Consider the following 14,133-nt stretch of genomic DNA (forward strand, 5'->3'; position numbering starts at 1 on the left):
AAGATTTCACAACCTGCAGGAACTAACGCATATCCAGCCTGCAACCCTTCAATTTCAATAGCTTGCGCAGTGGTGCCAGTTGCAGCAACCGGCTATCACAGTCTGGACCCAAAGCTGACGGAGGCGACAGGCGGCAATCGGCCAAAAAAGGTCACTTCGTATTATTCGAAATGTCAGAGTCGTAGAGAATACGAGCATCGCGAAAACCTTCAGCGTTCTGTGCCACCCACATCCACAATGGAATCATCTGCGCTAGCAGTCCCCGCCCAAGCTCGGATAATTCGTAGTCGACACGTGGCGGTACCTCGTTGTAATCCTGGCGTATTACCAAGCCGTCTCTTTCCAACTGGCGCAAGCTACGGGTCAACATCCGTTGCGTCACGCCGCTCATGCGCCTGGCTATCTCTGCATGCCGCAGCCGTCCCGCCACACCTAGTGTATGGACGATTCCCAGCGACCAGCGATTACCAGCATGGCTGAGAACTTCCCGCTTCAGACCACCATCTTCTGCGCTGAGCGCTTCGCATGCAGCTTGCGACTGCCTAATGATTTCTTCGGTATCCATGCGCCCCTCAGGATCAATCGTGTACCTACTTATGGGCAGGCTCCAATGGTGACAGGATAACTCTCCCTCACGTTCATCAGCACAGTAGAGAAAAATTTATGCAAACGCCAAAACCAGTGGAAACCGACAACATTCTGGTGCTGGGGGCCGGTGAACTCGGCATGTCCGTACTGCGTGAGCTGGCCAGGACTACGCCAGACAAGAAGGATGCCGGTGTTCGTATTACGGTGCTTCTGCGTCCACCGTCGACCATGATTCAGGACGCGTCTAAAACGCGCGCCATTGGAGAACTCCGTGGGCTAGGCATAGACATTTTGCAGGCTGACGTCATTAACGATTCCGTTGAGGAACTTGCCGAGCATTTCTCCCGATTCGACACGATCATCAGTTGCGTAGGTTTCATAGCGGGTGCGGGCACCCAGCTCAAACTCACCCGTGCAGTGCTTCAGGGGAGTGTAAGACGCTACGTGCCCTGGCAATTTGGCGTGGACTACGACGTGATTGGCAAAGGCAGTGCGCAGGATTTATTTAATGAGCAACTTGAAGTTCGCGAGCTACTGCGTGCGCAGCGCGCTACCGAATGGATCATCATCTCCACCGGAATGTTTACAAGCTTCTTGTTCGAGCCCGCGTTTGGAGTGGTTGATCTGGCAGAAAATACCGTTCATGCGCTAGGCCGCTGGGATAATCAGGTCACCGTTACTACCCCAGAAGATATAGGGATGCTGACGGCGAAGATTATGTTCGCCAAGCCGCGCCTCGCCAATCAGGTGGTCTTCGTGGCCGGAGATACCCTGACCTACGCACAGTTGGCGGATGCGGTTGACGCAACACTCAACCGAACGGTATCTCGCATTGAATGGAGCATTCCCAAATTGAAGGACGATCTCAATGCTGCGCCGAATGACTCGCTAAGCAAGTACCGAGCTGTGTTCGCTGAAGGTAAAGGAGTCGCTTGGGATAAGAGCCAGACCTTCAACGCTGCAAACGGCATTGAGCTGACGACGACCGTCGGTTGGATTGAGCAGAACCTGAAGTGAATGGGGCGGCCTGCTTCGAGAGTTAGAGCGAGGGCTGTCCCACCGCTTTTTGCGAAAGACGGCAGTCGTAACGCATCGTTTGCTCCTTCGTTTCTGATACTTGGCAGAAAGCACTGACTCATGATACTTGTAAAGTTACATGAATGTGAGGGCGACGCGATGCGTGAATTTGAGAATGCTGTTCACTGGGACGCTGCAGCAAAGCACTATCAGAAAACGGCTCACCCCTTCACTGCACAGTTCGCAGAGGCGGCGCTCGCACGGATCTCGCTTACATCACAAAGCCGCGTGCTGGATGTCGCCACTGGCACCGGAGCCCTCGCGTTGGCAGCAGCGCGAGCCGGCGCACAGGTTATGGCAACGGACTTTTCCCCCGCCATGGTGGCTTGTGTGAAGAACGCGGGACTTCCCAATGTGGAGGCCCGAGTCATGGACGGCCAATCGCTCGATCTGCCCGATGCAAGCTTCGACGCGACGTTCTCGATCTTCGGTGTGATCATGTTTCCTGAATGGCGCAAGGGCCTGGCTGAAATGCAACGGGTCACCGCCATCGGGGGATATGGCATTGTCGCAACCTGGCAGGAAATGGGTGCGGCATCGTTTCTTTTATTAGGGAATGTCAGGCGAAAGCTTTTCCCGGACCGCGAGGGCATGGCGATGCCCGAGGCAGTAAAAGCGTTGAGCAACCCACAGGATTTCGCCCGCGAACTGATCGCCGCCGGGTTTCGGGACCCCGTCATCGAGAGCGTGACGCATGCTTATCAACTGGAGGTGAAGTCGCTCGATAACCCCGACGAAGTGTTTGGAATGTCGCCCGACTGGACGAGCCTGACCGAGATAGAAAAGGCAGCAGTGATTGCGCACGTCAGGGAAATGGCAGGCAATAATCCGGTCTTGTCCATTCCATCTACCGCATTGATCGCGGTTGCGCAGCGATAATGATCAGTAGCTGTCGAACTATGAGAACAACATCTGGGAGCGGCTGGTGACGATAACGGTATCCCCATTGGGCATGGCCGTTGATCCGTCCGCCCCGGATAATCCAGAAGTGCTGACCCTTTTGGGCCGTAAGGTGAATGGCGTTATCTACAACGCTGTAAGCGGCAAAGTAAGCCTTGCCTGACCACTTCAACTCTCGTCTCGATCCGAGCCGCCATTTTTTTGAACGGTGCACTGAGCCGAGCTATCTATGACGCAATAGCTCCTTACGACCGATTCTGTTGAAAAAATCGGTTTGCTCGAACTGCTTGAATATTGACGGATGAAAACACTTCTTTTTCACGCTGCTACGTGAAATCAGTACGGAAAATTTTGCGGAAAGAAAGGTTTTCTATCTTAAATATGTCCTTTTTTACCCGAAACCGAAGTCGAATTTTTCAACAGAATCGACCTGAGGCGGTCGTCCAGATGCTCATCTCTGCTCGGTAGACAACCTCGAATAAAGTAAAAAGTCTCTAGGTGTCCCACGGACCATCCGGTAAGAACGCAGTAGTCCTTCGTGCTGAAAATGACAACGCCGGAGAACATTTTCAGAGCGTGCATTTGTGTGCAGAACCGTTGCTTGCACACGAACAAAGCCGTATGCGGAAAAGGACCATCGAGTAACCGCGTCGCATACTGCGCTAGCAATTCCCTTTCCCCAGTGCGATGGAGCGATGTCATAGGCTATTTCGGACGTTCGGTTGGCGTTTGAGAGGGTGTGAAAGCCGATCGTGCCGACCAATTGCTGGCTATGATTTTCAACAATGGCCAGACGCCGCACCGAATCCACAGACGTTGAATCGAACGCGTCAAACATGGGTAACAGGTCCTCAATCGAATGCAAGTCCCAACTCGTGTGTTCAAACACCTCCGGCAAGGTGAGATATGTATACCAATCATTCGCGTCCGATCTTTCTAGCTGTCGTAGGAAAACTGCAGGATGCTCGGAGCTTGGGGGCACATTGATTCGCATCTCACGTCCTTTTTCATAAGTGGCAATAAGCGACTGTGACCACAGATGCACTATCGCTACATCAACGCTATCCTAGCCCATCCGCACGCAAGACTACTTGGCGATAGCTACGCTACTGGCCGTTTTTTGCCTATCGTGACCAGCTGAAAATGATTCAAAGCAGTCGGCCGACCTGGGAGCATGATTGGGATGACGTGTACCAGTGGGCTGCGGAGTCAACATGAAGGTGTTTTCGCTTTTCAGGCATGATGGGCGTGTTGAGCGTGCCTAGTGCTATCGAAGTCCAGTCGGCAAACTCGCCTTGGGATCATGACCAGAACAATGGTGAGCCACAGTGCGTGCAGAATTCGCGTAACACTGTCTCTGAGGATGTGTAGGCTTTAATGCTGGTGGCGCCGAAAAATATCCGTAGAGCGTCACGGGGAACGCTGCCGCACGAAGCGAATGCTGCCCCGTGACCTTTTCGGCATTGGCGGCAATGGCAATCTACCACCGGCGTGCCCACGGCCCACATCAAGATTCCCAGAGACCTCAGAAGGGTTTCGTGCCCGATCAGAGAAGATTGACCTCAATGGAGATTCAACGGATCACGCATCTTCCGCCCCAAATCCTCGACCTGGAAAAAGCGGCAGTTGCAGAAGGCTTCAGGTTTCTCACCCGGCTGACTTCAGAATGGCAATCAGGCACCCATCGCTTTGATGCGCCTGGCGAATGCCTCATGGCGGCTTATCTGAACCAGCAACTTGTGGGCATTGGAGGCCTGTCGGTTGATCCGTTCACCCATGACCGTACAGGAAGGCTGCGACGTGTGTATGTGGCGCCTGCGTCACGCGGGCAACAGGTTGGCCGCAGATTGGTTAACGCATTGCTTGCCCACGCCGCGTTGCATTTTGAGCGTGTGCGTCTCTACACCGATACCTTGGAGGGGAGCGCTTTTTACCTGCGCTGCGGCTTCAATCGAATAGAAGATGCTCATGCGAGCCATATCGTTCGGATCACAAAACTTTGAATTTTTCGGGTGTCGGCGATTAGAAGCCGTCCGCATCTAGGGAAAGTAATCTCTGTAAACTTCAGGGATTCGAGGGTCAGAATGAATAATCTGCTATCCATTGCAAGCCATAAATCTAAACACAGCCTGGGCTTCTATCCGACCTTTGCCGTTGACGGAGTACCTATGGAGGTTTGGCTACCTCGGCACAATCGAGAAGCTGAGCTACACTTGGTAGCCGCTCATTCAGGCTTGTACAGCGATAAAGACACCTGTTTGGTATGGGACCGGATTTACTCAACAGCGCCGGGCTGGCGGACCTTGGTTCCACTACTTGTTTGCTCTGATGACTTGGATCTGACTTGTACCGTCATAGTCGCTGAGCAGCATGCCGGTGAGCACTATGTCCAGTGGCGCCGATTTGGCTTGCTGAAGGATTTAATTACGCTGCAATCCCCTGCTGTTGATTGGTACGACTCAATACCAAGCCTGACTTTCGAACGCTCCCAGTTCCAGAGCGTGCTGGACGCGTTCCGAAAACAGGAGAATATTAAAATGGATTGGGACTAGCAGCGACAAGTCTACCTTTTTCGGTCACTTGCTTATCCCCTCTAACGAGTGAGATGAAGCGCACGTGGGGGATTGGCCACAGGAAAACGTATGAGCTATGACATCATCATCTTAAAGCCGGTAGGCTCCCGCACTGATAATTTGGCAAACGTCGATCAAGTTCTGGATATCGGGGATGAAGGATTGGTCCTCAGGTCCTTAAGCTGGTGCTCCCGGGTGCATCCAAGGGGTGTTTGTGAAGGACGAGTCCTTCACAATTGAGGGCAGCTTTTCAGGAAAGCCGTTCACGTCCATCCATTTATCACTTAAGTTCGGCGCTTGTTAGTCCGATTTATCCTTCAGCGTCGTTCAAGGGCTTCTGTCAGAGCTATGCGATTCCCTCCAGACTCACGCACTTTCGGTAACTGACGACACCCTGATCAGTGCGTCCGGTGACCAGGCGCTGATTCTTCGGGTCGGTCAGGGACCGGTCGCTTTCTGACATTCACGGTCCGTCTGCTTCTGGCCGATAGCTGCTGCTCACTGACGACCGCTTTCGACCCTAAGCAGTCAGTCTCGCTCAGCTTGAATAAGGCCGCAAGAAACGGATAGTAGTGCTGTACGAATTCCAGCCTGATACGACTCCAACCAATAGGAGTTTAACCATGGCATTTCGTATAACTGGCCTTTCCCCCGAGCCATTCCAGTCGCTGTTTGGGTTGCCCGACAAAGAGCTAGCCTCTCTCGGGATAAAGCGTTACATCGTTGACAGAAACCCAGGCTTTCCTGACCGTATCGAAATAAAGGATGCAGAGCTAGGTCAGAGTGTGCTTTTACTCAACCATCTCTCTCAATCAGCCGAGACGCCATACCGTGCCTCACACGCTATCTTCATACGAGAGTGGGCCACGCAAGCTTATGACGCAGTCGACCAGATACCCCAGTCTATGCGAATCCGTTTGTTATCACTTCGCGCATTCGCTGATGATGGGATGATGCTCAATGCCGACGTCGTTGATGGAATAGCAATGGAGCCAGTTGTTACTCGGATGTTTGCCGACCCAGAGGTTAGTTACATTCACGTTCACAATGCCAAGCAGGGTTGTTACTCCGGGAGAATAGATAGGGCGTAGTCGCCGCAGTCTTGGTGGCTAGCTCCTTTTTTTACTTTTCTGGTCCCTATTGGCCGAAAACTGAATGTCTGCGTGGAACAGGCGAACTTGAAAGATCGATAGCGAGTTGGTACGTTTCGGTCTCCTTGCTGATGGTTGCCCGAGAATGGAAAACGATTCGTCGTTGCAGATCGAACGCGCCGCTTATGAGGAGTTCGCGCGGTTGTGGAGCCTGGGAAGCTTCGAGCAGCAGCGACTGGGCCAAGCGTTCTATAACCACTTCAAATTGCACAAACTCACTGATCAGGCTGCATTGCGCAGCCTTTATGAGGCAGACGGCGAGAAAGCGTCGGGCTTGATCTTGAGGCTTTTTCATCTAGAGTGAGTGACAGCTATCGGCCCAGAGTGTGTAAAAACGCTTCGTCAAAATTGAAGTGTGCGCGTCTACGTTAAATCTGAAATTTATCGGCACGTCTGCAGATGTGGATTTCACGTAGAAACGCGATTTCCAGTCCGGTTTTGAGCACCTGACGTGCTCAAAACCGTTTTTACACAGTCTCGGCCAAAAGCTGCCGCTCACTTGAGATAAATTTCGAACGCCCCAAAGCCTGTTAACATGCGTCTCAACGCGCACATTGACCTATTCGAAGAAAATCTTTAAGCGCCGCCTGATAGAGCTTAAATGGCTGATTGTCCGTATTGAATAGTGCAAATGGAATCAACGTGAGATGTGAAAACGACGTAGAGTTTATCGTGTAGGTTTTCTGCCTGCAAAAGCGCTGACCCTTATTCAATATAAAATCAAACTTGAAAAGGTTAGTCCGCGTACACCAACTGGGGATCAAACCCAGACTCAAGCCCGTCAGGTAATCTTGTCCGCAAGCGCCGCCAGATGAGAACTCCGAGATCTTGATTTCTAACGCCGGCAGGGTTGGGGCGGCGAGGCTGGAGCCCGTATCCCGTGCATCGGGAACAACCTTGAGTGTCGCTGCGTATGCGCCCTTACCGAAGCGACTGTTTTTCCATGGGGAGTTTATTGCGTAACTGAAGCTGGAGATGATTTCTTGTGTCTCGGGTTCAGCGGGTTCGTGGATTGTCGGCTGGGACGAATAAGATGTGCAGCCGGAACAGAATATCGCAATGCTGACAAACACCAACCCATTGGCTTTTAAGCGACGCATACTCAGCTTTCCCTAACTATCAATTAGCCGACATTCCTGTGACTTAATACCGTATAGCATATTATCTACACACCATATTGCTGAATCAGAATAACAGGGCAGGCTGTACGCGCGACACATCGGGAGAGAGAAAAGGCCGCGGCGATGCTTTCTTTGCCCCAATCCAATGCGAGCCCGCGAACTGATCGCCGCCGGGTTTCTGGACCCTGCCATCGGGAGCGTGACGCATGCTTATCAACTGGATGTGAGGTCGCTCGATAACCCCGACAGAGTGTTCGGAATGTCGCCCGGGCAGTTGCAGGGACGACTCGCCGCTGTCGCCATGAGGGTATGGGGCAACGGCACCCGCCCTCCGCTAACGCGGCCTTTTATCCAAGTTAAATTTGCTCAACAATGCGGCACCGTCAGTGACACCAAGAATCTGATCGATTGCAGCGATTTTAAAGCTTGCATTGGCGATCTGAAAGTCTGCGTTGTTGTATGCGGCCTCCGCCTCATTGTGGAGCGCGTAAGCCATATGCGCCGCGACACGGACGCTCATGGAAGCATCTACATCTGTGCCCAAATAATCGGCAAGCAATGTCCTGATCTCAAGCAGTGCGAGCGCGAGTAGCCTGGTTTGGTCAGTTTGCATAAAGTGATCTCGTATTCTAGAAGCGAGAGTGCTAGTGAATTCGTAAGGTTACATAAACGCTCGGTCTGGTAAAAGTGACGATTGGGATCAAGCGTCTATGTTATTTATCAGTTCGCGCCAGACGTCCCTGGCCTTCTGTTCCGAAGTAAAAACTTGTACTTTTGGATGCCAGAACTCCCCCTCAATTACTATGCATTCCAGGGTAGAGTCTTGAAACGTAAAGATATAATGGATGGCATCTTCTAGAAACCGCTGTTTATTGTGTCGCGGATGAATGGCGTTTCTCTGCTCAAGCTCTGCTAGCCAAGGCGAATTATCTATTCGATGAATGTGGTAATGCTTGAGGCCAAGTCTAATAAGCGGATGCCCCCCCAAAGCCTCGTCGTTTGGGGCGCCGAACTGAATTTTTTTAACCAGGGGGAAATGGATTACAACTATTTGTTCCCTAGCGGTGCAATACCGTACACATAGCTGCGTGTCGGTGGCAAACACGACGGGTTCGGGCGACGTACTTGGCTGTGGCCAGCGGTCGAGCAGCACTACGGTTGCGAATGACATATCGAAGCCTAGTGAACAAACAGGGGGCAATCAGAGTGGGAGAACGACGCGTTGTCGTCAAATGTTTCTGATCGCTATGGGACTATAGGGGGCAGACCACGATTAATCAGAAAGTCAGGGTCGGACCACACTCTATATAGGGGTGGCCTGACCCCGTTTGTACTTGAAGTCAGGTATCCGAGTCGGATCCCTGCTCCACTTGAGTGCTTACCCCAAACAATCGGTCGGCTATCTGTCGACCACGCTCCAGCCCCTCAGCTGTCAACCAAATCGATTTGTTCTTGTTCACTGGATTGCTGATGAAGCCCTGTTCATGCAATCGGCTCATGGTCTCGAAGTCGAACCCTTTCCAAGCATTGCCGTTATCAAAACTGAAGGTTACCAACAGGGCAAGCATGGCTTCTTCAATCAGTTTATCGTCGTATTCCATGATCGTTGCTCCGCTCGTTCTTTAAACTCATCTTAAGCCCTACCTGGCCATCAAGATGGACAGCGCGTTTGACTATGCGACACCGGTTTGCGCACCCAAGGCGTTGTAACCAGCGTAATCATCGGTCATCAGGTAGTCACGATAGCGTTCGAGCAATCAAATTCAGCAAGGGTTACGGGGTTTTGAGGATCAGCAGTCCGCTATGACTTGCGCCCGAAAAGACGCTGACGCAACAGCACGTTTTCTTCTTCAAGACGAACGATGGTACCGACTCGTTTTTTCAATTTCCCCCAACCCCTTTATGGCAATTGCCCACGTAATACCGCCTTTTAAGCTTGCTGAAACGTTTCATCGAGTTTATAAATCGCACACAACTCCAAAAAAGGCTACCGCCATGACCCCACTCAAACTCGTTGTCGCCCTCAGCGCACTCTCTGCCGCTTCCCACGCCATGGCCTGGGATTACGTCCTCCTCGACACTGACAAGGCCGCGCAGAATTGGCAGGTCACCAGCCAGCAACTGGGCGTGCAAACCGACAAACCCTTCAGCGTGACACTGCGCACCTTGCACGGTGGTCGGCAGGAGGGGGTGAGTATTGTCGACATCGATAACGGCACGATGAAGCTCTCGGTGGTGCCGACTCGCGGTATGAACGTGTTGCAGGCTTCGGTCGGCGATGTGCGCATGGGATGGGATTCGCCGGTCAAGGAAGTGGTCAATCCTTCCTTTATCGAGCTCAATGGTCGCGGTGGGCTGGGTTGGTTGGAGGGTTTCAACGAGCTGGTCACTCGGTGCGGCTACGAGTGGGTCGGTCACCCCGGCATCGACAATGGCGAATTGCTGACCCTGCATGGTCGGGCCGCGAATATTCCTGCGAATAAAGTCACCCTGCACATCGATGAAAAACCGCCGTACGCCATCACTCTGCGCGGTGAGCTGAAAGAGCAGGCGTTCAAGAAGGTCGATTTTTCCGTGGCGACCGAACTGGTCACCGAGCCCGGCAGCGTTGTGTTCGCGCTCAACGACACGCTGACCAACAACGGTGACTATGCGAAGGAATACCAGGCGCTGTATCACAGTAACTTCAGCACCCCGTTCCTGGAGCAGGGCGCGCGGTTCGCCGCGCCGGTGAAGCAGGTGTCGCCGTTCAACGACAAGGCCAAGGCCGAATTGGCCGACTGGCAAACCTACCGCGCACCCACCAAGGACTATGACGAAACCGTGTACAACGTAGTGCCCTATGCCGATGCCAAGGGCGATACCTTGACCGTGCTGCATAACAAGGCCGGCAGCCTGGGCGTGTCGGTCGGTTTCAATACGCAGACGCTGCCGGTATTTTCCCTGTGGAAGAACACCGATACCCAAGGGCAGGGCTATGTCACGGGGCTGGAGCCGGGCACGAGTTTTTCCTACAACCGCCGTTATCAGCGGCCACTGAACCTGGTACCCACCATCGAGCCCAAGGCACACAAGCAGTTCCGCATCAGCTACAGCTTGCTGGCGGATAAGGCGGCTGTGGACAAGGCCTTGAAGCAGGTCAGCGAAATTCAGGCCGGGCGGGAAACTGAGGTGCGGCAGACGCCGTTGGTTGATTTGACCAAGGAGTAGCGCGGTCGGGCGCCTGCACTGCTTGCGCAGGCAGGCGCGGGATTCACGCCCGACGCGCCGTCAACAAAACCGTGGCCGCCGCCGACAACAGCCCCGCGCAGCAACGATTGAAGAGCCGCTTGCCGCTCGGCTCGGCGAACCAGCGGCGCATGTGCAGGCCCATGTAGGCGTAGGCGCTGATGGCGATCCATTCCAGAGCCAGGAACATCGCGCCCAACAACGCGAATTGCGCGGTGATGGGTTGGCCGGGCACCACGAACTGCGGCAGGAAGGCGGTGAAGATCAGGATGGCTTTGGGGTTACCTGCCGCCACCAGAAACTCCTGCCGCGCCAGGGCCCATAAGCCCACCTTGTTGGCGGCGATGTCCGCTTCTGCCTGCGGGTCTGCGCGCCACAGCTGATAGGCCAGGTAAAACAGGTACGCAGCGCCGAGCAGCTTGATCCCGTAGAACAACAATTCCGACGTTTGCAGCACCACCGCCAGCCCGGCGGAGGCGAGGGCGATCATGCCGGCGAAGGCCAGCAAGCGGCCGATACCGGCGAGGCAGGAGGTGCGGTAGCCGTAACGGGTGGCGTTGCTCACCGACAGCAGGTTGTTGGGGCCGGGTGCCATGTTCAGGGCGAAACAGGCAGGCAGGAAGAGGGCGAGGGTGGGAAGGTCCATGGCGGCTCTGGATTGGGTTGGGCGGGAGTGTCGAGAATAAGGGCTGTTGGGGCGGTGCGGCAATCCACTCAAGCGCGATGGATGTTCAATGCGTGCATTTGGCTTGCCGTATAGGCATAGGTATTTACACAGCTCTGTAGCGCTCAACCGTAACCACGATGCGAAGCGAGTCGCTCTTGATCTTGATCTGCTTTTGATCTGAGGCGCCCCGTTAAACCACGCTGGCCGAACGCAGGCTTGAATCCGTGGGTAACCCGGCAGGACGCCGGGTTAGCCGCACTGGGCCATGGATGGCCCATTGCGGCGGCCCACGGATTCAAGCCTTCGTTCGGGCACACCGAGCCTAGGCGAGGTGCCGAGTGGTGGGGCAAGAGCGTTTTGCTTACTTTTGCGCTTTTCAAAAGTGAGCCGCCGTCAGGGCGGAACCCTAAGTGGCCGTTACCGCAGAAACGGATATGTACTCGGTCTGATCCAACATCCTGGTCGGCCCTGAGGCCGTCATCGGGGGCAAGCCCCCTCCCACATTGACCGAGGCGCATCAGTTGGATAGCTGTCGCCTGGGAGACAACGGCAGCTAGCTCCCGCGCCACGTGTTGGTGTCATACCGAAGCTTTGTAGATACTCATGCGTATAGGGGGTCATTTAAAAATAAACCGATACCCCACAATATAAGAACCCACTTTGTTTGCCCGAGCAGTCACCCATACGGCATTCATGCCGCGCTGCCGTTGTTTGTCCAAATCCGATTGATTTGTACAGAGTTCAATCCAGCGTCCGGTGTTTATGTCCTTGATGCGCAAGCCAGCCTCGCAACGGCTGAATTTTCCAGCGGAGGGCCCTGGGTAGGTGATTTCATACGCCGATTCGTAGTGGATGATGTCCCCGGGCAATAGGTAGACGCAGACAGCGTAAATATTGATGGAGCACGCAAGACCCAAGCAGAATCCGCCGAAAAAAGGGTCTACGGCCTGTGTTGGCTTCCGTTGAGCGGGCCGAGCGTAGAACGCCTTTGCTGCAAAGATCAGCCCTATGACAAGTCCGGCTGTTATATAAGTGGTCCATTCCGGAATGGATGCCATCAGAACCGCTCGCATGCCAATGCGCGCGGCCCACAACATATAAAGTATCCAGGCACCAAGCAGTGAACATACGATCGCCAGGAGCGCTACTTTTTTTAACCGGTTCTCCTGTAAAAGATTCTTCAATTTTTGCGTGCTCTGTTTGTTCTAATCATGAGGATGGCGCCGAGATTGCCCATCATACAGAGACGCCTCCAATGTCCGCACCTGTGGGGTCGCCTTACTGCATGGGGTTAAGATGCAGAACATATTTCACTGGCTTCGAACGGAGGAAACACCTTGCTGAGCATTGGAGTCTTGGGCGTCGGCGAATTGACTGAGAAAGTGGTGATCGGCCTGCGGCGTGGCGGTTTTACCGGGCGGGTGCTGTTGTCGCCCCGCAATCAGGCGCGCGCCGAGCAGTTGGGCAAGGTTTGGGCGTGCGAGGTCATGGCCGACAACCAAGAGGTTGTCGATGGGGCCGACCTGCTGTTGCTCGGTGTGCGCCCCGATGCAGTCGAAGGGCTGTGCAGGGATATTCAACTCAAACCGGGGCAACCTCTGGTTTCCCTGGTAGCCGGCATGACACTCAAAGACCTGGCGCGCTGTTTCCCACAGGCGCAGCCAGTGCGGGCGATGTTGTCCTATGCCGCCCAGATCAACCATTCGACCGTGGTAGTTACGCCGGCGGGTCACGTCCACGAGGCGTTGTTGGGCACCCTCGGCTCGCTGATTGTGATGGATCAGGAAGACGCCTTCGAGTTGGCCACCGTAGCGGCGTGCATGAATGGCTGGTTCTATTTCTTTCTCAACGATCTTCAGCAGTGGTTTACCGAAAAAGGGCTGACCCAGGCGCAGGCCCGCCAATTGGTAATGGGCAACATGCAGGACTGCCTGGCCAGCGCCAGTCATCAACCCCTGGTCAGTATGGCGAGTATGGGCGATGCCATCGCTACCCCCGGCACCTTTACGGCAGCCGGGCTCGATGTGCTTCGTGACAAAGGTGCGCAGCAAGCGTGGGCGGCGGCGTGCGATAAAGTGCTTGAGCGCCTGCAGACCGGGGAGTTTTATAGGCGCAGGTGATCCAAGAGGTTTGCTATTCATCAGGCATTTGGCTGGACTTATCTTGTCGAATTCCTAAGTGCCCGACATTGTCTAGCTTTCGATCTCGTCCGGTTCAGTCGACTTGATCTTCTTTAGATTCGACAGCGCGACCTCTTTGAATCGTGATGAAAGGCGGCGTAATCGCTTATGCATAATGATCGAATACACGCATGCGACGGAGCAGATGACCGTTACGACGGTTTGGTACTCAGGGGGAGCATAAAAAAATGCGGTGACGGATCCCGCAAAAGCATTGAGGGCGGCGCCACGGGCAATCCGGTCCCTGCTGACATAGGCCTCCATTGTCCTGACGGCATCTGGAACTGAACGCGCTAGAATTGCAGCACTTCTTTCATAAGAGTCTTCCTTCGGTGTTCCCGCGATAGCGCGATATATCGATGAGAGACCTTGTCGAAGGTCTTTAAGGACATTCAGCCTTTTTCCGAATAGGCGGAATATTTCTCCAGTCCTGCGTATCAGATAGGATGAGGTGGTGTCGACGTAGATGCCTAAGATATAGGCGATGGGTAAGTAAACTACAATGAAAACCTCTTTGTATTCATTTATTTTATGGAATGGGATCGGGTAGTGGTTGTCAAGTATGACTGTCAACCAGGCTGATGCGACCACGCCAGAAATAAGGTATTCGATCAGTGCTACGGCAAATTGCATTTATTTCTCCGGTAG

At 53.9% G+C, this 14,133-nt stretch carries 17 protein-coding genes and 1 pseudogene; 8 read left to right on the plus strand and 10 right to left on the minus strand.

Annotation, left to right across the window (positions count from 1 at the left end; all coding sequences use genetic code 11):
- Positions 1 to 151 precede the first annotated feature (151 nt).
- Positions 152 to 565 (minus strand): winged helix-turn-helix transcriptional regulator, encoded by a 414-nt coding sequence (locus J1G34_RS18540; RefSeq protein ID WP_222994457.1) that lies wholly within the window; start codon positions 563 to 565, stop codon positions 152 to 154.
- A gap of 98 nt (positions 566 to 663) precedes the next feature.
- Here J1G34_RS18540 and J1G34_RS18545 point away from each other — a divergent pair, with 98 nt between their 5' ends.
- Together J1G34_RS18545 and J1G34_RS18550 are read left to right on the plus strand one after the other, a co-directional pair.
- Positions 664 to 1,605 carry an aromatic alcohol reductase gene (locus J1G34_RS18545; RefSeq protein ID WP_065893230.1) on the plus strand — a complete coding sequence of 314 codons (942 nt, stop codon included), beginning with the start codon at positions 664 to 666 and terminating at the stop codon, positions 1,603 to 1,605.
- Between the two features lie 159 nt (positions 1,606 to 1,764).
- The gene (locus J1G34_RS18550; protein ID WP_065893272.1) at positions 1,765 to 2,544 is read left to right on the plus strand and encodes a class I SAM-dependent methyltransferase; all 780 of its coding nucleotides are present in this window, start codon (positions 1,765 to 1,767) and stop codon (positions 2,542 to 2,544) included.
- Positions 2,545 to 3,016: 472 nt separating this feature from the next.
- Here the strand turns inward: J1G34_RS18550 and J1G34_RS18555 are convergent, their stop codons facing one another.
- Together J1G34_RS18555 and J1G34_RS18560 are read right to left on the minus strand one after the other, a co-directional pair.
- A complete protein-coding gene (locus tag J1G34_RS18555) occupies positions 3,017 to 3,559 on the minus strand; it encodes a GNAT family N-acetyltransferase (protein WP_083205652.1) in 543 nt (180 codons plus the stop codon).
- Between the two features lie 154 nt (positions 3,560 to 3,713).
- A pseudogene (locus J1G34_RS18560) lies at positions 3,714 to 4,073 on the minus strand (GFA family protein).
- 57 nt (positions 4,074 to 4,130) lie between these two features.
- Between J1G34_RS18560 and J1G34_RS18565 the strand changes: the two are divergent.
- The 4 genes from J1G34_RS18565 (at position 4,131) to J1G34_RS18580 (ending at position 6,593) form a co-directional block, all read left to right on the plus strand.
- Complete coding sequence (locus tag J1G34_RS18565) at positions 4,131 to 4,568, plus strand: GNAT family N-acetyltransferase (protein WP_083203234.1); 438 nt, start codon at positions 4,131 to 4,133, stop codon at positions 4,566 to 4,568.
- 81 nt (positions 4,569 to 4,649) lie between these two features.
- Complete coding sequence (locus J1G34_RS27300; RefSeq protein ID WP_241150054.1) at positions 4,650 to 5,117, plus strand: hypothetical protein; 468 nt, start codon at positions 4,650 to 4,652, stop codon at positions 5,115 to 5,117.
- A gap of 644 nt (positions 5,118 to 5,761) precedes the next feature.
- Complete coding sequence (locus tag J1G34_RS18575) at positions 5,762 to 6,229, plus strand: DUF1203 domain-containing protein (protein WP_065896844.1); 468 nt, start codon at positions 5,762 to 5,764, stop codon at positions 6,227 to 6,229.
- A 145-nt stretch (positions 6,230 to 6,374) separates the two neighbouring features.
- Positions 6,375 to 6,593 (plus strand): hypothetical protein, encoded by a 219-nt coding sequence (locus J1G34_RS18580; protein WP_057725804.1) that lies wholly within the window; start codon positions 6,375 to 6,377, stop codon positions 6,591 to 6,593.
- 238 nt (positions 6,594 to 6,831) lie between these two features.
- Here the strand turns inward: J1G34_RS18580 and J1G34_RS18585 are convergent, their stop codons facing one another.
- The 4 genes from J1G34_RS18585 to J1G34_RS18600 form a co-directional block, all read right to left on the minus strand.
- Entirely contained in the window at positions 6,832 to 7,389 is a 558-nt protein-coding gene (locus J1G34_RS18585) for a hypothetical protein (RefSeq protein WP_065896845.1), read from the minus strand.
- A 355-nt stretch (positions 7,390 to 7,744) separates the two neighbouring features.
- Positions 7,745 to 8,023 carry a hypothetical protein gene (locus J1G34_RS18590; protein WP_222994458.1) on the minus strand — a complete coding sequence of 93 codons (279 nt, stop codon included), beginning with the start codon at positions 8,021 to 8,023 and terminating at the stop codon, positions 7,745 to 7,747.
- A gap of 87 nt (positions 8,024 to 8,110) precedes the next feature.
- On the minus strand, positions 8,111 to 8,581 hold the full coding sequence (locus J1G34_RS18595) for a hypothetical protein (protein WP_222994459.1): 471 nt from the start codon (positions 8,579 to 8,581) through the stop codon (positions 8,111 to 8,113).
- Positions 8,582 to 8,750: 169 nt separating this feature from the next.
- Positions 8,751 to 9,011 (minus strand): DUF6429 family protein, encoded by a 261-nt coding sequence (locus J1G34_RS18600; protein ID WP_222994460.1) that lies wholly within the window; start codon positions 9,009 to 9,011, stop codon positions 8,751 to 8,753.
- Between the two features lie 394 nt (positions 9,012 to 9,405).
- Here J1G34_RS18600 and J1G34_RS18605 point away from each other — a divergent pair, with 394 nt between their 5' ends.
- Positions 9,406 to 10,620, plus strand: coding sequence for an aldose 1-epimerase family protein (locus tag J1G34_RS18605; protein WP_222994461.1), 1,215 nt, complete (start codon positions 9,406 to 9,408; stop codon positions 10,618 to 10,620).
- A gap of 43 nt (positions 10,621 to 10,663) precedes the next feature.
- Here the strand turns inward: J1G34_RS18605 and J1G34_RS18610 are convergent, their stop codons facing one another.
- Both J1G34_RS18610 and J1G34_RS18615 read right to left on the minus strand, forming a co-directional pair.
- A complete protein-coding gene (locus J1G34_RS18610) occupies positions 10,664 to 11,284 on the minus strand; it encodes a LysE family translocator (RefSeq protein ID WP_122561059.1) in 621 nt (206 codons plus the stop codon).
- A 638-nt stretch (positions 11,285 to 11,922) separates the two neighbouring features.
- Positions 11,923 to 12,489: a hypothetical protein gene (locus J1G34_RS18615; protein WP_262411863.1), complete on the minus strand. Its 567-nt coding sequence runs from the start codon at positions 12,487 to 12,489 to the stop codon at positions 11,923 to 11,925.
- Positions 12,490 to 12,642: 153 nt separating this feature from the next.
- Here J1G34_RS18615 and J1G34_RS18620 point away from each other — a divergent pair, with 153 nt between their 5' ends.
- Positions 12,643 to 13,425: a pyrroline-5-carboxylate reductase family protein gene (locus tag J1G34_RS18620; RefSeq protein WP_065893233.1), complete on the plus strand. Its 783-nt coding sequence runs from the start codon at positions 12,643 to 12,645 to the stop codon at positions 13,423 to 13,425.
- Between the two features lie 72 nt (positions 13,426 to 13,497).
- Here the strand turns inward: J1G34_RS18620 and J1G34_RS18625 are convergent, their stop codons facing one another.
- Entirely contained in the window at positions 13,498 to 14,118 is a 621-nt protein-coding gene (locus J1G34_RS18625) for a hypothetical protein (RefSeq protein WP_065893234.1), read from the minus strand.
- Positions 14,119 to 14,133: the final 15 nt, after the last annotated feature.

The sequence above is a fragment of the Pseudomonas sp. Wu6 genome, assembly GCF_019891515.1.
GTDB lineage: Bacteria > Pseudomonadota > Gammaproteobacteria > Pseudomonadales > Pseudomonadaceae > Aquipseudomonas > Aquipseudomonas orientalis_A.